Origin of the sequence: Nocardia alni, from assembly GCF_019038435.1 — a bacterium.
Taxonomy (GTDB): Bacteria; Actinomycetota; Actinomycetes; order Mycobacteriales; family Mycobacteriaceae; genus Nocardia; species Nocardia alni.
The window spans coordinates 21,566-38,032 of record NZ_JAGPOX010000011.1 but is presented as its reverse complement, the minus strand read 5'-3'; the positions used below and the strand labels follow the sequence as shown (position 1 = coordinate 38,032).

General features: G+C 66.9%; 17 protein-coding genes. 9 read left to right on the top strand and 8 right to left on the bottom strand.

What is annotated here, in order from left to right:
• Nucleotides 1-4 precede the first annotated feature (4 nt).
• Nucleotides 5-1,525 (top strand): long-chain-fatty-acid--CoA ligase, encoded by a 1,521-nt coding sequence (locus JZ791_RS06845; protein WP_216893328.1) that lies wholly within the window; start codon nt 5-7, stop codon nt 1,523-1,525.
• Between the two features lie 317 nt (nt 1,526-1,842).
• Here JZ791_RS06845 and JZ791_RS06840 read toward each other — a convergent pair whose 3' ends face one another.
• From JZ791_RS06840 to JZ791_RS06825, 4 genes are all read right to left on the bottom strand, one after another.
• Nucleotides 1,843-3,228, bottom strand: coding sequence for a phosphotransferase family protein (locus tag JZ791_RS06840; protein WP_308162808.1), 1,386 nt, complete (start codon nt 3,226-3,228; stop codon nt 1,843-1,845).
• On the bottom strand, nt 3,219-4,400 hold the full coding sequence (locus JZ791_RS06835; RefSeq protein WP_216893327.1) for an acyl-CoA dehydrogenase family protein: 1,182 nt from the start codon (nt 4,398-4,400) through the stop codon (nt 3,219-3,221). Before JZ791_RS06835 ends, JZ791_RS06840 begins: the two co-directional genes overlap by 10 nt.
• A complete protein-coding gene (locus JZ791_RS06830) occupies nt 4,400-4,786 on the bottom strand; it encodes a nuclear transport factor 2 family protein (RefSeq protein WP_216893326.1) in 387 nt (128 codons plus the stop codon). The genes JZ791_RS06835 and JZ791_RS06830 overlap by 1 nt, the downstream gene beginning before the upstream one ends.
• An 84-nt stretch (nt 4,787-4,870) precedes the next feature.
• The gene (locus tag JZ791_RS06825; protein WP_216893325.1) at nt 4,871-5,509 is read right to left on the bottom strand and encodes a TetR/AcrR family transcriptional regulator; all 639 of its coding nucleotides are present in this window, start codon (nt 5,507-5,509) and stop codon (nt 4,871-4,873) included.
• Nucleotides 5,510-5,575: 66 nt separating this feature from the next.
• Between JZ791_RS06825 and JZ791_RS06820 the strand changes: the two genes are divergently transcribed.
• Nucleotides 5,576-6,142: a VOC family protein gene (locus tag JZ791_RS06820; RefSeq protein WP_216893324.1), complete on the top strand. Its 567-nt coding sequence runs from the start codon at nt 5,576-5,578 to the stop codon at nt 6,140-6,142.
• 69 nt (nt 6,143-6,211) lie between these two features.
• Complete coding sequence (locus tag JZ791_RS06815; protein WP_216893323.1) at nt 6,212-6,853, top strand: carboxymuconolactone decarboxylase family protein; 642 nt, start codon at nt 6,212-6,214, stop codon at nt 6,851-6,853.
• A gap of 21 nt (nt 6,854-6,874) precedes the next feature.
• Here the strand turns inward: JZ791_RS06815 and fmdA are convergent, their stop codons facing one another.
• Together fmdA and JZ791_RS06805 are read right to left on the bottom strand one after the other, a co-directional pair.
• The gene (gene fmdA, locus JZ791_RS06810; RefSeq protein WP_216893322.1) at nt 6,875-8,128 is read right to left on the bottom strand and encodes a formamidase; all 1,254 of its coding nucleotides are present in this window, start codon (nt 8,126-8,128) and stop codon (nt 6,875-6,877) included.
• Between the two features lie 17 nt (nt 8,129-8,145).
• Entirely contained in the window at nt 8,146-8,424 is a 279-nt protein-coding gene (locus tag JZ791_RS06805; protein ID WP_216893321.1) for an FmdB family zinc ribbon protein, read from the bottom strand.
• A 253-nt stretch (nt 8,425-8,677) separates the two neighbouring features.
• On the opposite strand from JZ791_RS06805, the gene JZ791_RS06800 reads away from it, so the two are divergent.
• The gene (locus tag JZ791_RS06800; protein ID WP_216893320.1) at nt 8,678-10,357 is read left to right on the top strand and encodes a purine-cytosine permease family protein; all 1,680 of its coding nucleotides are present in this window, start codon (nt 8,678-8,680) and stop codon (nt 10,355-10,357) included.
• A gap of 57 nt (nt 10,358-10,414) precedes the next feature.
• Here the strand turns inward: JZ791_RS06800 and JZ791_RS06795 are convergent, their stop codons facing one another.
• The gene (locus JZ791_RS06795) at nt 10,415-11,485 is read right to left on the bottom strand and encodes a substrate-binding domain-containing protein (protein ID WP_308162807.1); all 1,071 of its coding nucleotides are present in this window, start codon (nt 11,483-11,485) and stop codon (nt 10,415-10,417) included.
• A 62-nt stretch (nt 11,486-11,547) separates the two neighbouring features.
• Here JZ791_RS06795 and JZ791_RS45980 point away from each other — a divergent pair, with 62 nt between their 5' ends.
• Nucleotides 11,548-12,003 (top strand): MarR family winged helix-turn-helix transcriptional regulator, encoded by a 456-nt coding sequence (locus tag JZ791_RS45980; protein WP_216893319.1) that lies wholly within the window; start codon nt 11,548-11,550, stop codon nt 12,001-12,003.
• Between the two features lie 6 nt (nt 12,004-12,009).
• Here the strand turns inward: JZ791_RS45980 and JZ791_RS06785 are convergent, their stop codons facing one another.
• Nucleotides 12,010-12,465 (bottom strand): MarR family winged helix-turn-helix transcriptional regulator, encoded by a 456-nt coding sequence (locus JZ791_RS06785; RefSeq protein ID WP_216893318.1) that lies wholly within the window; start codon nt 12,463-12,465, stop codon nt 12,010-12,012.
• An 80-nt stretch (nt 12,466-12,545) separates the two neighbouring features.
• Here JZ791_RS06785 and JZ791_RS06780 point away from each other — a divergent pair, with 80 nt between their 5' ends.
• The 4 genes from JZ791_RS06780 to JZ791_RS06765 all read left to right on the top strand — a co-directional run bounded on the left by JZ791_RS06780 (nt 12,546) and on the right by JZ791_RS06765 (nt 16,444).
• Nucleotides 12,546-13,112: a YbhB/YbcL family Raf kinase inhibitor-like protein gene (locus JZ791_RS06780; RefSeq protein WP_216893317.1), complete on the top strand. Its 567-nt coding sequence runs from the start codon at nt 12,546-12,548 to the stop codon at nt 13,110-13,112.
• A 42-nt stretch (nt 13,113-13,154) separates the two neighbouring features.
• Nucleotides 13,155-14,369, top strand: coding sequence for a cytochrome P450 family protein (locus tag JZ791_RS06775; protein WP_216893316.1), 1,215 nt, complete (start codon nt 13,155-13,157; stop codon nt 14,367-14,369).
• A gap of 7 nt (nt 14,370-14,376) precedes the next feature.
• Nucleotides 14,377-15,810, top strand: a complete 1,434-nt coding sequence (locus tag JZ791_RS06770) for an MFS transporter (protein WP_438804487.1) — start codon at nt 14,377-14,379, stop codon at nt 15,808-15,810.
• Between the two features lie 82 nt (nt 15,811-15,892).
• The gene (locus JZ791_RS06765; RefSeq protein ID WP_216893314.1) at nt 15,893-16,444 is read left to right on the top strand and encodes a YbhB/YbcL family Raf kinase inhibitor-like protein; all 552 of its coding nucleotides are present in this window, start codon (nt 15,893-15,895) and stop codon (nt 16,442-16,444) included.
• Nucleotides 16,445-16,467 lie beyond the last annotated feature (23 nt).

Here is a 16,467-nt window from a genome sequence, read left to right as displayed (position 1 = left end):
TCCGATGCTGATCGGTGACATCGTCGAGTACGGCGCGCGCAAACACCCGGACCGGATCGCGGTGCGCTTCGAACAGGAACAGGTCGACTATCGGGCACTGCGAGATCGCTGCCGCCGCTTGGCCAATGCGTTGCTCGGCGTCGCGGCGCCGGGTGACCGGGTCGCGATCCTGTCCGGGAACTGTACGCAGTATCTGGAGTGCTACTACGGCGTCCCTATGGCGGGCATGGCGCTGACGATTCTCAACGCTCGGTTGCATCCGGACCAGATCGTCTCTCTCGTACAGCATTCCGAGGCCCGGGTGCTGATCGTCGCGCCGGAGTTCGCCGATGTCGTGGACCGCATCCGCGATCGCATCCCGTCGGTGCGCACGGTGGTGTCGATCGGTGCGGCCATCGGGACGGTCGGCTGGGACGAATTCGTCTCGGGCGCTTCGGCACAGGCGCCCGAGAGACGGCCGAACCCCGACGATCCGGCCTGGCTGGTGTACACGAGCGGGACGACCGGCGCACCGAAGGGGGTGATGATCTCCCATCGGAATCTGCTGGCCGGCGTCACGTCCTCCGCGTTGCAATGGGGGATACCGGAGGAGACAGTGTTCCTGTTCTGCTTCCCGCTATGTCACATCGGCGGTTACGTTGTCCTGATCAACCATCTGATCGGCGCTACCGTCGGGATCCTGCGGTCCTACGACAATGCGACCTTCCTGCGCCTGGTCGACGAATGGCAGGTCACCCAAACGGGTTTGGCGCCGACGATGATCAACTTCCTGCTACAGGACCCGGAGCTGGACAAACATTCCCTGGACACCCTGGAGGCTGTCGGCTACGGCTCGTCGGCCATCCCCGCCGCCGTGCTGCGCGAGGGGCTCGAGCGGTTCGGCTGCGATTTCTATCAGGGTATGGGCATGACCGAACTGGCCGGCAATGTGCTGCATCTGGATCAGGCCGCGCATCGCCGGGCGGCGCACGGGGAGACCGGACTGCTCGCCTCGGCCGGAAAGCCCATGCGGCTGGCCGATATTCGCATCGTCGACGACGATTTCACCGATGTGCCGACCGGGCAGATCGGGGAGATGATCGCGCGCTGCGATCAGGTGACCGTCGGCTACTGGAAGGATCCGCAGGCGACCGCGGACGCGTTCACCGATGGCTGGTTCCGCACCGGCGACCTGGTCCGGCAGGACGAGGAGGGCTTCGTCTACATCGTCGACCGGAAGAAGGATCTCATCATCAGCGGCGGTGAGAACGTCGCCTCGCTATCCGTCGAACAGGCCCTGTACCGGCATCCGGCCGTCGCCGAGGCCGCAGCCATCGGTGTGCGTGACGACACCTGGGGTGAGGTGGTGTGCGCGGTGGTCGTGCTGCGCGAGGACGCCGCCGCATCGGCGGACGACATCATCGCCGGGTGCCGCGACCACCTCGGTGGGTTCCAAGTGCCTCGTAGGGTCGAATTCGTGGAGTCGCTGCCGAAGAATGTGACCGGGAAGGTGCTCAAACGCGAACTGCGTGAACAGTTCTCGTGATGTGACGATTGCGCGGACACGTTCGTCCCTGCGGGCGGGCGTTGTTCGTGCAGACGCAGGTATGCATTGTCGTCCATCGTCGTTCCGGCGTGCTTTGGCCGGAATCCACCGGGGCCAACGGGGCACGATGGATCCCAGCCAAAATCCCGCCAGAACGACGGGATCTCGGCACGTCGGGATAACGGTCTCGGCACGGCGGATGACGGCACCGCACTGTGTGGGGATGACGGAAGCCATCTCGGAGCGCCGGGGCCACTGAGGATGGTGTGGGCTCACGCCGGGTGGGTGAAGGTTGCCGAGGTGAGGGCTCGACCGGACTACCCGAGGTATCGGGGATTCGCGACCTCTAGACGGGAGATGACCGCGAGGGAGACAACGTGACGAACATCGTTGTCCGAGTACGACAATGACCCATCACGCAGGCGTGCGGCCAGATCCGCCTCCGATGTGCACCCCACCGCACCGAGTAACCGCCCGACCTCGTCGGCGGGCGCGGTTCCGGCGCGCAACTCACGGGCGGCGGTGCCGAGCAGGTTGGCGCAGATGCGCATCAGGAATCGCTGGCGCTGCTGGTCCGCTGTCAGTGTGGGGCCGATCTCCTCGCCGAGTGTTTCGCCGACGAGATCGAGTATCTCGGTGATGCCGGGACGATCGTGGACGGTGGGGGCCGGATCCGACGGCGCTGGGACGCACACGGATTCGTCGAGCAGCCCCAGCACGGCCAGCAGGTCGTACTCGGATTCGCAGACCCGCCGCCCGATGGCGGCGAGTTCGAGCGAGCGCTCGGACCCGCCGAGGTGGCGTTGGGCCTGGAATCTGCTCAGCACCAGCCATTTCAGTGTTCCGAAGACCTCCCACCACCGCAGTTCCTCCGCTGTCGGCCGGGTGCCGGTGGATCGTTCGTAGCCGTCCAGGAGTTCGTCACGGGTGCCCAGGCCGCCGACGGGCGCCGGTGCGCCGAAGCGCCAGGCGCGTACACACAACCAGCCCAGGTCCTCGACCGGATTGCCGAGATGCGCCAGTTCCCAGTCCAATACCGCGCGGATGCCGTCCGGGGCGATGAGGAAGTTGCCGAGCCGGAAGTCGCCGTGCACCAGAGCGGTCGGGCGGCGAACGGGCGGATGATCGCGGAGCCAGCGCAGGCCCATTTCGACGGCCGGACGGGGATCGTCGAGATCACGATAGATCTGCTCGATCGCGTCCAGCGGGTCGTGGTCGTCGAGCAGGCTCAGTGTGTCCAGCGCGGTGCGGTGGATCAGGCCGAGTACCCGGCCCAGGTCACCCGTGAGGTGGGTACGCAGCGGCTCGAACTCCGGATTTCGTTGCAGCTTACGGGGAATCGACTCGCCCTCGATCATGTCCATCAGCAGATACGGCGCATCGATTCCGGGTGCGGTGTCGCCGGTCGCCAGAACAGCCGGGACGGGGACACCGGCCACGGCAGCCGCCCGCAAACAGGCTGCCTCGGCCCGCATCCGGGCGGGATCACCGTGTCCGGGCGGATCGCGGCGCAGCACGGCTCGCACGGGAGCGCCCGCCGGGTCGCGCGCGTTCACGGCGTAGACCTGTTTGCTGGCGCCCCCGGTGAACTGCCGTAGATCGACGTCGGTGATGGTGTGTCCGGTCACGGCGCCCAGCACCGTGCCGACGCCAACGGCCAGCGTGATCGTTTCGGACGCAGGGGATTCCGGCATCACAGCCATGGCGCGGACTCGGGAGACTTCAGGAGACGGCGCGCGGTGGACATGCGGTGCACCTCGTCGGGCCCGTCGTAGACACGGGCGTAGCGGGCCTGCCGGTACATCCGCTCGAGCGGCGTGTCGGCGGTCAGGCCGAGCGCGCCGTGCACCTGGATGGCGCGGTCGATGACGTTGTGCAGCATGCGCGCACCCCAGAACTTGATCAGTCCGACCCGTACCCGGTAGTCCTCCCCGGCATCCATCGCGCGGGCCGCGTCGAGGGTCATCAGCCGGGCGGCGTGGATCTCGGCGGCGGATTCGGCGATGTACCGGTGGATTTCGCCCTTCTCGGCGAGCAGGGAGCCGTGCGCGTACCGGGTGTTGGCCCGTGCGCACATCAGTTCGTAGGCTCGCTGCGCCTGTCCGAGCCAGCGCATGCAGTGGAAGATCCGGCCGGGGCCGAGGCGATCCTGTGCTACGGCGAAGCCCTTGCCACGCTCGCCCAGCAGGCTCGCGGCCGGGACACGCACGTCGGTGAGCCGCACCTCGTAATGATCGCTCGGGTCGTGGCCCATCGTGGGGATGGAGCGGACGATCTCGAAGCCGGGCGTATCGGTCGGCACGATGATCGCGCTGATCCTGGAATGCCTGGGCACGGAGTCGGATTCGGTATTGGCGAACACCGTGCAATACGCCGCCTGCGCGACTCCGGTGGTGAACCACTTGTGCCCGTTGATGATCCAGGTGTCGCCGTCGAGTTCGGCGCGGGTGGCGATGAGGGTGGGATCCGAGCCGGCGACCTCCGGTTCGGTCAGTCCCACCGACGGCAGGATATCGCCGGTCACCATGGGCGGGATCCAGCGGCGGCGCTGTTCGTCGGTGCCGTGCCGGTGCAGCATGAGGGTGTCCTGCATGGAGACCGAACCGACGGCCAGCTGGCCGAACTCCGAACGGCCGATGATCTCGTTGAGGTAGACGAAATCGAGGAACGGCACTCCGCCGCCGCCGATTTCGGCCGGATGGCCCAGTGCCCACAGGCCGAGTTCCTTGGCGCGCTCGCGCAGCCCGGCCAGTGCCGCGCGGGCGGCATCGTCGTCCCGGATCAGTGCGGCCTCCTGCGGGATGACCTCCTCGTCGATGAATGTCCGCATCTGCGAGGTCAATTCGGCGATGGGGCCGGGTCGGTCGGTCGTCATCACCGCTCCCCGGCCGAGGCGGACACCGCGTACAGCGGCCGAATCGCGGCGGAGTCGACGTACTCGTCGATCCGGGTGATGCGACCGTCCCGCACCTGCACGAACAATCCGGCGGGCACCTCCAGGGGGCCGTGCCCCGGCAGATGACCGCGTACGACGTGCTGCTGTGCGAAGCCCTCCGGCAGCGGATATCGCCGGATATCCTCGTAGCGAAGGTTTTCCACGGTTCGCGACAGCCAGCGCAGCACCCGCAGATTCTGCGCGACGGTCTCCTCGGAGTTCTTGTCGTTGTGCCAGATGCGCGCGTCGGGTGCGTACATGTCGGTCAGCGCCGCCGCGTCGCCGGCGCTGACGGCGGCGAAGAAGCGATCGGCCAGGTCGTCCATGCGGGGGAACCTCTTCCGGGGGTGAATTCTCGTTCGTGCGTCGTGGCGGGCGCCCGATGGCTGCCGCACGTGGCCGGTCTCGTGTTACTTCTCGTCCGGGTCGAGTCCGAGTGCGCCGACCGACATCCGGTCGAGGGTGTCGAGCAGGGCGTCCTCGTCGGCGTCCTCGCCCTGGATCAGCCACAGGTAGAGGGTATGATCGACCATCGCGGCCATGACGCGAGCGGCCAGCTCGGGGTCGAGTTTCGGGCGGACCAGGCCCTCGCCCTGCCAGCGGGCGATGGCCCGCGCGGTCCGGTCGATGAACTGGCGGCGGTGCTCGTGCCGCAGCTGCCGGAATTCCTCGTTGAACGTCGCGACCTGCTCGACGATCGCCATCATCCGGGCATTGCGCCGGTACGCCCGGTAGTAGGAGCGGTTGGCGGCGATCAATTTGGCGGCCGGGGACAGATCCGCCGCGGCCGGGTCGCGGCGGTGCATATCCTCGAACAGCCGCGTGCTCAACTCGCCGAAGACATCTTCCTTGGACTCGAAGTAGCGATAGAAGGTTCCGTAGGAGACGCCCGCCTCCTGGGAGATCTGCTCCACTCGGGTATCGAGGAATCCGGCGGACTCGAAGACCGTCCGGGCGGCATCCAGTAACGCCTCGCGCGTCCGGCGGCCCCGCGGTGTCAGAGTGTCGGCTGCGGCGGGGGGAGCGGTATTGACAGATGACTTCGCCACGGACCACACTATCCAATAACATGACATGACTGTCAAGTCATTTTATGGGCAGTGGAAGGATTACCCATGAACGCCTCCAACCCGAAATACGAACTGGGCGGGATCAACCACCTGGCGCTGGTCTGTTCCGATATGCGGCGGACCATCGACTTCTATTCGGGGACACTCGGCATGCCGTTGGTCAAGACTATCGAACTGCCCGGTGATCTGGGGCAGCACTTCTTCTTCGACTGCGGTGGCGGAAACAGCATCGCCTTCTTCTGGCTCGCCGACGCGCCCGAGGCGAGTCCGGGGCTCGCGGCGCCGAAGGGCCTGCCCGACGAGGGCGAGTTGCTCAGCGGGGTGGGGTCGATGAACCATGTGGCGTTCGCGGTCCCGCCGGAGCGGTTCGACGAGTATTACGAGCGGGTCCGGGCCGACGGCATCAAGGTCAGCCGGATCCTCAACCACGACGACAGTCGCTCCGGCGTCTCGCGCGAGGTGCACGCGGGAACGTTCGTGCGCTCGTTCTACTTCCAGGACCCCGATGGGATACTGCTCGAATTCGCGTGCTGGACTCGCACTTTCACCGACGCCGATGTATCCCACGAGCCGAAGACCGCCGCCGATCGCCGCGTGTCGGCCGGCCTGTAGCACGATCCGCGACTGCCGCGTGCCGTGAGTGCGCGGCCAAATCGCCACGACCCGAGAGGATTACGCGCCATGCCGCGTCTACGTGAAGTGCCCCGCGCCGAAGTGACCGACGAGAGGATCCTGTCCTTCTACGATCGCCTGTTCGGCCCCGACAAGGACCCCGCCGTCGACCACGGCACCATTCACGGAACCCCCGGCGACTGGTGGACCGTATTCGCCCAATCGCCGGACGTATTCCGCCATGCGGTCCGGGGTTTCGGCGTCTACCGCAACGCCACACTGGATCCGGCGCTGCGGGAGCTCGGTCAGTGCCGGGCCGGATATGCCCGCGGCAGTCAGTTCGTCTTTTCGCAGCACTGTAAGCAGATGCGCTCGCTCGGCGTGCCCGAGGAGAAGATCGCCGCGATCCCGCACTGGCAACTCAGCGAAAACTTCTCCGAACTCGAACGCGCCGTACTGGCCTACACCGACGGCCTGGTCCACGACGGCGGCCGGGTGCCGGACGAGGTGTTCGCGGTACTGAAGGCGAACCTCAGCGACCCGGAAATCCTGGAGCTGACCTACATCACGACGATGTACGACATGCACGCCACCATCTGCCGGGCGCTGCGCCTGGAATTCGACGACCGCCCAGAGCTTGTCGCGGAGGTGCAGATTCCCGAGGGCGTCGAGGTGCGCGACCTGTCCGCCGATCTGTCCGGGGGACAGTGAAGCGGGGGTGACAGCCGCCCATCAGCGGGCGGCGTGCGGTGCGCCGGGGCCCGGATCGATCCGGACCGGCCCGCCGGCTGTCGGCGTGATCGGGAAATCGAAGATCGCGGTGGGGATGTAGATGGTCGCACAGGAGTTCGGGATGTCGACCACGCCGGAGAAGCGGCCCTCGATCGGCGCCGCGCCCAGTAGGAGGTAGGCCTGCTCGCGGCTGTAGCCGAATTTGCTCAGGTAGTCGATGGCGTGCAGGCACGCGCGCTCGAACGACAACTGGGAGTCCAGATATCGCTGTTCGCCGTCGAGGGTGACCGAGGTGCCGGAGAAGGCCAGCCATTCGGAGTAGACCGGACCTTCGTTGCCGGGCTGGAAGATCGCGTTCTCGGTGACGCCGTACAGCTCCATACCGTTTTTGATCAGATCGACCCGCAGATCGATGAATCCGCCCATTTCGATTGCGCCGCAGAAGGTTATCTCGCCATCGCCCTGGGAGAAGTGCAGATCGCCGACCGACAGGTTGGCGCCGGGGACGAACACGGGATAGAACACGCGGCTGCCGCGGGTGAGGTTCTTGATGTCTTGATTGCCGCCGTTCTCGCGGGGCGGAGCGGTGCGTGCCGCCTGTGCGGCCACCCGTTCGTGGTCGTCGCCGGTCAGCGCGCCGAGCACGGCGTCTCGCGGTTCGGGCGGCAGCGCGAGCGGCGGCACCCGCTGCGGATCGGTGGCGATCAGCGCGGCCTCCCGGGTGTTCCAGGTGGTGAGCAACTCGTGTGAGGGCGCGGTGCCCATGAGGCCGGGGTGTGTGATGCCGGTGAACCGGACGCCCGGAATATGCCGTGAGCTGGTGGTGTGGCCGCGGAAATCCCAGATGGCCTTGTACGCGTCGGGAAAGTGCTCGGTGAGGAAGCCGCCGCCGTTGTCGGTGGGGAAGATGCCGGTGTAACCCCAGCCCTGGCCCGCCAGCGGGCCGGAATCCTCCTGCGGGATGGGACCGATGTCGAGAATGTCCACGATGAGCAGGTCACCCGGCTCTGCCCCCTCGACGGCGAACGGACCGGACAGGCAGTGCACGGTGGACAGCGGCGCGTCGCGCACATCCTCGGCGGAGTCGTCGTTGTGTATCGCGCCGTCGAACCACTCGCGCACGTGGACCCGGAATTCCGTGCCCGGGGTGACGGTGGCGGCGGGCGGGATATCCGGATGCCAGCGGTTGTGGCCGACGAGCTTCTGGTCGGTGAACTTCTTGGCCGAATCGAGCGGGTACAGCAGTTCGGGCATCGGTGCCTCCTCGGGACTCAGGGACGGGGGAGCTTGGCGTGCAGTGGGTTTCGGGTTGTCCGAACGCGCCCGCCGCCGGGCGGGGCGCTCACGACGGCGGGCCGGTCGGCGGTGCCGGCGGTGGCGTCGAGCAGGCGCGTCGCGGTCGAGCCGGTGTGCAGCAGCGCCCCGGCGGTCATGCGCCGCCGCGCGGCGCCGGTGCAGCCCGGGCAGGCAACGGTGTCGGGGACCTCCGCCATGCGGTGGAAGCGGTCGAAGCTGCCACAGGCGGTGCAGGCGAACTCGTAGTAGGGCATTGCGCAACTCCTGGTTCGGGTTCGCCTCGATATTACTTTCATTTGTGCATATTTCAGATGACTATGATGAAAATGCTCACCTGTCTCGTATGCGAAACGGCTGCATTAAGTACGAGTTACGAGATCAGCGTCCCGTATCCGGCAAGTAAATATTCAAATGAAGTATATTCATTTGAAACTGTTGACCCTATGGTCGGTTCTCGTTGGGTCCTGCGGGCTGTACCAGCCCCCCGACTGCTAGGAGAACGGCATCATGAGCACAACCACCCGATGGCGACGGTTCCAGGAGTGGGCCGCACGCGACAACATCGAGGACTACTCACTGCGCTACGCGCCGAAGTCCTTCCGCCGTTGGAGCCCGATGGCCTGTGCGGTCGCCGCGCTCGGCGGCATCGCCTACCTCGCCGATTATTCGATCGGCGCGTCCATCGCGGTCACGCACGGATCCGCCAGTGCCGTCATCGCGATCCTGGTGGCGGCCGTGACGATCTTCCTCACCGGCATTCCGATCGCCTATTACGCCGCCAAGTACAACCTGGACATGGACCTGCTCACTCGCGGAGCGGGTTTCGGATACTTCGGCTCGACGCTGACCAGCCTGATCTACGCCAGCTTCTGCTTCATCTTCTTCGCGCTGGAGGGATCGATCATGGCTCAGGCCATGAAGCTGGCCTTCCACATTCCGCTTCCGTTCGGCTACGTGATCGGTTCGCTGCTGATCATTCCCCTTGTGCTGTACGGCATGTCGGCGCTGGCGAAGTTCCAGGTGTGGACCCAGCCGCTGTGGCTGATCCTGTTCGCGGCGCCGCTGGTGATGATCGCCATCGGCGATCCGCATGGCGTGCACGGGTTTCTGGCATGGGCCGGGAACGGCGGCAGTCATCGGGTGAGCGCCGTCGCGGTCGGTGCGGGCGCCGGCGTGGCGCTGTCGCTGATCGCCCAGATCGGCGAGCAGGTCGACTATCTGCGATTCATGCCGGAGAAGTCGGAGACACCGCCGCTGCGCTGGTGGGGTGCGGTCCTGGCGGCCGGGCCGGGCTGGGTGATCCTGGGTGCGGCCAAACAGCTGTGCGGCGCGTTCCTGGCCTTCTATGTGGCAGGACAGGTCGGTTTCAGCCGGGCCACCGAGCCGATCGAGCAGTTCCTCGGCGGTTACGGCTCGCTCCTGCACAGTCACGCCGCGGCACTGACCGTTGCGACGGTGATGGTGCTGCTGTCGCAGATCAAAATCAATGTGACGAACGCGTATTCGGGATCGCTGTCGTGGTCGAACTTCTTCAGCCGCGTACTGCACATCCACCCCGGGCGGGTGGTGTGGCTGGCGCTGCACATCGCGATCGCACTGTCGCTGATGCTCGGCAATATGTTCACGGTCTTGAACACGATCCTGGGGTTCTACTCGAACGTCGCGATCGCCTGGGTGGGCGCGATCGTCGCGGATCTGGTGATCAACAAGGGGATTCTGAAGATCAGTCCGCCGTATATCGAGTTCAAGCGGGCGTACCTCTACGCGATCAATCCGGTCGGTTTCGTCTCGATGCTGGCCGGGTCGGCTCTATCGATCGCGGCCTACTTCGGGGCGTTCGGCTCGTTCCTCGAGGCATGGTCTCCGTATCTCGCCCTGGCGGTGGCGGTCGTGCTGGCGCCGGTCATCGCGCTGGCCACCGGCGGCAAATACTATCTGGTGCGGCCGAATCCGCTGCGTGAGGAGATCGAGAAGGAACCGCTGTGGGCGGGGCAGACCCTGCTCGACGTGGTGGACGGCAAGCGCTACGAACTGCCGGATATGGTGCACGACTGTCCATTCCATGGCGGGCCGGTGTCCTCGCTGACCTGCACGCTCACCAAAGACTGTGGCGACCAGTGCCAGAAGCCGTCCTATACGAGCACGGTGGTGGCCGAGGATCTCGACCTGGCGCCCGCGCGGGACTGACGAGGGGTCGGCAGCGGACAGGGTTCCCGAGGTCCGCTGCCGATGTCGTTCCCGCGCTCAGGCCGTCAGTTCCGCCCGGACCTCGAAGCGGAGCAGGTCGGCTCCGGCGACGTATACCGGCTGAGTGGTATGTGTTCCGCGCACCCTGACCTCGCCGCGCGGACCGTGATAGGTGACGTGCGAGGCGGTGTTCTCGATGGCGCGCAGGTTCAGGCTCCCGGCCTGCCTGGCCAGCGAGGCGAACAGCAGCAGTCCCTCGTAGCAGGATTCGCCGATGTTGTTCAGTGCCGGTGCGTTCGAGCCGAATCGGGCCGTGTACCGGCTGCCGAAATCCATGCTCTCCCGAGAAACCACGCTCTCGAAAAACCCTGAAGCGGTGAACAATCCATGTGTACTTCCGGGTCCACCGGCCAGCAGCACATCCTCGGCGATCATCATGCTGAGCCGGACGCGACGCTCGTCGAGTCCGGCCGCGGCGAACGCGCGGTTGAAGGCCGCGCCGTCCGCACCCACCATGAGCAGCAGGACGCCGTGCGCGGGGGAGTCGCGGATCAGGTCCAATGCGGCGGTGAAGTCACGCCCGCCGAGCGGGACGAAGGCCGAGCCGACCACATCGATATCTGTTTTCGCAGCGAATTCGATTGTCGCCCGCGCTGTTTCGCGGGGCCAGACATAGTCGTTGCCGATCACGCACCAGCGCCGCACGCCCAGTTCCGCGCGCATCCAGCGCAGTGCCGGAAACAGTTGTTGCTCAGGGGTTTCCCCGACCATGTAGACGCCGTCGGAGTTCTCGCCACCCTCGTAGAAGGTGGTGTAGACGTACGGCACGCGCCCGGCCGTCTGCGGCGTTATCACCTTGCGCGCGTTGGACAGATGCCAGCCCACCACTCCGTCGACCAGGCCGCGGCCCACCATCTCCTCGACCCGCGCGGCCAGCACCGGCAGCGGCGCACCCGCGTCGACCGGATGCAGCCGCACTCGGCGGTCCAGGATGCCGCCCGCGGCGTTGATATCGTCCAGTGCGAGTTCGGCACAGGCCTCGGTAGACGGTCCGAACATTCCGGCGGGCCCGCTCAGCGGCACCACCAGGGCAATGTCGACCGTGTCGCGAAGGTCCCGGTTCGCCACGGGAACCACCACCCGAATGCTTGCTGATGAAAATAATTCATACGACGCTGTACAGTGCTGGTGTGGACGATAGCACCGCCCTGACCGCTCTGGATGATCTCGCTCGGCTCGTGCGACGGGCGTCACAGGAATTGGATCGGGCGATCGCCACCTGTCTGGGTGAATCGGCGGTCGGCCGCTGGCATGTGCTGAACGCGGTCACCGCGGCCGAGGGGCTGTCGATGTCGCAGCTGGTCGACGCCACCCTGCTCAACTCCGCGACGCTGACCCGGCTGATCGACGCGATGATCGCCGACAACCTCGTGCATCGCAAGGTCGACGACACCGACCGCCGCCGCGTGCTGGTTTTCCCGACCCGCCGAGGCCTGCTCACCTACAGGGGCATGTCCGAGGCTCTTGTCTCCAGCGGCCTCACCGGCCTCGCCTCGAAGTCCCCGGCGATCACGAAATCCCTTGCCGCACTGGTCGACCAGATCGCGGCGACCGCGCAACCCCACGAACCGACACTGTTGCGGTAGGGAAGTTCACGAGTCGGCGATGGCGCCGAGTAGTTCGCAGGCGCGGGCGACCGTGCGCTGATCCTCGGGGCTGAGTGCGGCGAGTTGGGCATCGAGCCAGGCGTTGCGCTGGCTGCGAGTGGCGCGGGCGAGTGTGGCGCCCTCGGTGGTGGTGCGGAACAGCACCTTGCGGCGGTCGTTCGGGTCGGGGGTGCGGATCGCGTAACCGGCCGAGGTGAGCCGGTTCAGGGTCTGGCTCATCGACGCGGGGGCGACGCGACCGGCTTCGCTCAGTTCGGTGAGGGTTCGTGGGCCGCGCTTGTGCAGGTAGGTGAGGACCTCGAGGGCCGTATCGCCGAGTTCGCCCGCTGGAAGTTCGCTACGGAACCGGCGATAGAGCCGGCCCACCGCCGATCGCACCTCGGCGCCGAGTCCGGTCTCGTCGAGAACGCCGGAATTTTCAGCGGTTGCCTCCGTCTCCATAGTTCATTAGTATACCTAAAAGAACACCTTTAGTATACCTAAGAGCTTGAACCATGGATCGCTCACCAAGGAGACGAAGCATGCCCGCAAACCCCCTGGGCGTTGCGCTGCGTAACCGGCGCGCCGGCCACCACACCCTGGTCTGGGCCCGCCCCGACCTGCAAGCCCCGGAGAACTTCACCCTGACCAGCCCCGCCTTCGATCACGGGGCGCCCATACCGGACAGGCATCGCGGCAGGCTTTTCGGTGCGAACATCTCACCCGCCCTCACCTGGACACAGCCACCGGACGGCACCGTCGAACTGGTGCTCATCGTGCAAGATCCCGACGTCCCTATGGGCAAGCCGGCCAGTCACGCCCTCGCTCTGGGGATCGACCCCGCGCTGCACGGCATCCCGGAGAACGCCCTCGCCGACCCCAGCCCGGTTCCGGGCATCCAGCACGGCAAAGGCCCGCTCGGCCGGCGTGGCTGGGCCGGGCCGATGCCGATTCGATCACACGGGCCGCACGCCTATGTCTTCCAGTTGTTCGCCCTCGACCAGGCCTCCGGACTGTCGGCCGGGTTCACCCTGGACCAGGCGATCACCGCGATGGCGGGCCATGTCGGCGGTCGCGCCCGGCTGGAGGGGACCTACGAAATCCGTTGACGCCCGGTCGGATATCACGCCGCCGGAGAAAGAAGCTGCTCGATGACGCACCCAACGACCATCGATCTGAATGGCCGATTCTTCACCGACCCGAACGAGCTGTACGAACGGTTGCGCCGGGAGTCCCCGGTCGTGCGGGTGACCATGCCGACGGGCCTGACCGCCTGGCTGGTCACCCGCTACGAGGACGTCCGGCCCGCGCTGAACGATCCGCGCCTGTCCAAGCATGCCGCCAGATACGTCGAAATCCTTGACCGGCAATCGATCCCGCGTGACGGAGGAAGGCTCGGCGACTCCATGGCCGGGCATATGCTCAACACCGACCCGCCGGACCACACTCGGCTCCGCAAGCTGGTCAACCACGCGTTCACGCCGCGGGCGGTCGCGCGGATGCGGCCTCGCATCGAGGAGATCGCGCACCGGCTGGCCGACTCGATGGCGCGCGAGGGCGCCGGTGGGGCCAGTGTCGATCTGATCGACGAGTTCGCCTTTCCGCTGCCCATGACCGTCATCTGCGAGCTTCTCGGCGTACCCGAGGACGCGCGCGACGATTTCCGCGCCTGGTCGAACACGCTGCTCGCGGTCTCGCCGCAGCACGAGCGCATCGCCGCGGCCGCAGCGGTGCGTGAATTCCTGGCTCGGCTCGTCCAGGACAAGGCCGAAAACCCGGGCGACGACATGCTTTCGGCGATCGTCCAGGCCTCCGAGGACGGTGAATCACTCTCCCTCGGCGAGGCCATGTCGACGGCGTCCCTGCTGCTCGTAGCCGGGCACGAAACGACGGTCAATCTGATCGGCAACGGTGTGCTGGCTCTGCTGCGCCACCCCGATCAGCTCGCCGCGTTGCGCGCCGATCCGTCTCTGGCGCCCGGCGCCGTCGAGGAAATTCTGCGCTTCGACGGCCCGGTCAACCTCGCGACCTTGCGCTACACCACCGAGCCGGTCGAGTTCGCTGGGACCACGATCCCGGCCGATGAGGTGGTACTCGTCTCGCTGGTGTCGGCCAATCGCGACCCGGACCGCTACCACGAGCCGGCCGAACTGGATATCACCCGCGACACCACCGGGCACGTCGCGTTCGGCCACGGGATACACCACTGCCTCGGCGCCCCGCTGGCTCGGCTCGAGGGTGAGATCGCCTTGCACACCCTCGTCCAACGGTTCCCGGATCTGGCCCTCGCCGAGGAGCCGGAGCGTCTGATCTGGCGGGAGAGCACGCTCATCCACGGTGTGGCGCGACTACCCGTCCGCCTCTGACAGGAGTATTTCAGTGGAAACTCCGCACACACTGTCGCCGCGTGGGCGCACGGTTGTATTGCTGACCTGCTGCCTGAGCGTGTTCGTGGCGGGACTCGACGTGACGATCGTCAACGTAGCGCTGCCTTCGATCCAGCGGGACCTGCATGCGCCGGTCAGCGGCCTGCAGTGGGCGATCGACGCCTACACGCTGGTCATCGCGTGCCTGCTGATGTTCTCGGGTTCACTGGCCGACAGGTTCGGCCGGCGGCGTATTTTCCAGATCGGCCTGGCGATCTTCTCGCTCGGCTCCCTGCTGTGCAGCATCTCGCCCTCCCTCGAGGTCCTGGTCGCCTGCCGTGCGATGCAGGCCGTCGGCGGGTCGATGCTCAATCCGGTCGCCATGTCGATCATCGCCACCACCTTCACCGAGCCGGCCGCGCGCGCTCGTGCGGTCGGTGCCTGGGGGACCGTGGCGGGGGTGAGCCTGGCCGGTGGTCCCGTCCTCGGTGGCCTGCTGATCAGCGGCCTGGGCTGGCGTTCCATCTTCTGGATCAATGTGCCGATCGGTGTCCTGGCCATCTATCTGACCCAGCGGTTCGTGCCCGAGTCCAAGGCGGTGCGCGGTAAGCGATTCGACCCGCTCGGCCAACTGCTCGTCGTCACCTTGCTCGGCCCGGTCACCGCCGCGGTCATCGAAGGGCCCCGGCACGGCTGGGGCTCGCCACTGATCGTCGTGTTGTTCGCTGTGGCTGTGGCGTCGGCGGCCGGACTGATCGCGGTCGAACGACGGCGGTTCGAGCCGCTGGTGGACATCCGGTTCTTCCGCAGCCCGGCGTTCTCCGGAGCGGCGCTCATCGCGCTGGTCGCCTTGATGACTCTCGGCGGATTCCTGTTCCTCAACACGCTCTACCTACAGGACATCCGCGGCTACAGTCCGTTGGGCGCGGGCCTGCTCACGATTCCGATGGCGGCCGCGATGGCGGTGTTCTCGGTCGTCTCCGGACGTATCGTGGCCGCTCGCGGGCCCCGGCCGGCGCTGGTATTCGCGGGACTGCTGCTGGCGGCGGGAACCGGTCTGCTGATCGGGGCCGACCGCGAGACGAGCGTCTGGTATCTCGTGCTCGCCTACCTGCTGTACGGGGCGGGCGCCGGCCTGGTCGGCACCCCGATCACCAATACCGCCCTGTCGGGGCTGCCGCGCGATCAGGCCGGAGTCGCCGGTGCGATCGCCTCGACCTTCCGCCAGACCGGCGCGGCGATCGGTGTGGCGGTGTGTGGATCTATCGTTGCAGGTAGCTCGGCCGGATTCGTCTCGGCGAGTCATATCGCCTGGACCCTGCTCGCCTGCTGCGGCGGTGCGACCGTGCTGCTCGGTCTGATTTCCACCGGTCGCTGGGCACAGGCTCACGCCGAACGCGGCGGCCGGCAACCGATGCAAGCGATGGAGGCGACCCGATGAGCGCCGGGGTCGAACGGCTCGGCCTCGCGGAGCGACGAGAACACCACGACGGCAATCGATTTCGACTACAGGAGGTCACCGCATGAAGTCTCGGCGTCTACCCTGCGCACTGGCCATCATCGCGTTCGCCGCGTTTCCCCTCACCGCGGCGCCCTCGTCCGCGACCCCTCCCATGACGGTGACCAGTACCGCCATGCCGAACGGGTCGACCGTCGGCCCCGCCCAGCGCTTACCACTGTGCGGCGGCCAGGACCGCTCGCCCGACCTGCGCTGGTCCGGCGCGCCCAGCACAGTCAAGAGCTATGCCGTGACACTGCACGACCCGGACGCGCCCACTCCCGGCGGCGCATGGCACTGGGTGGCCTTCGACATCGCGCCGAACGTCACCGCACTGCCCGAAGGTCTGCTCGCGCACACCCCGCTGGCCCGGCAGGCCGCCAATGCCGGCGGCGATCCCCGTTACGACGGCCCATGCCCGCCTCCCGGCCCGCCACACCGCTACGTCGTGACCGTGTACGCCCTCGATACCGTGTCCCTGCGACTGCCCGACGGCGTCGACAACGCGACGGCACGCGCGGACATCAAGGCCCACACGATCACGACCGCACAGCTCATCGCGACCTACGGACTGTAGACCCCCCTCGGCCACGCCACCCA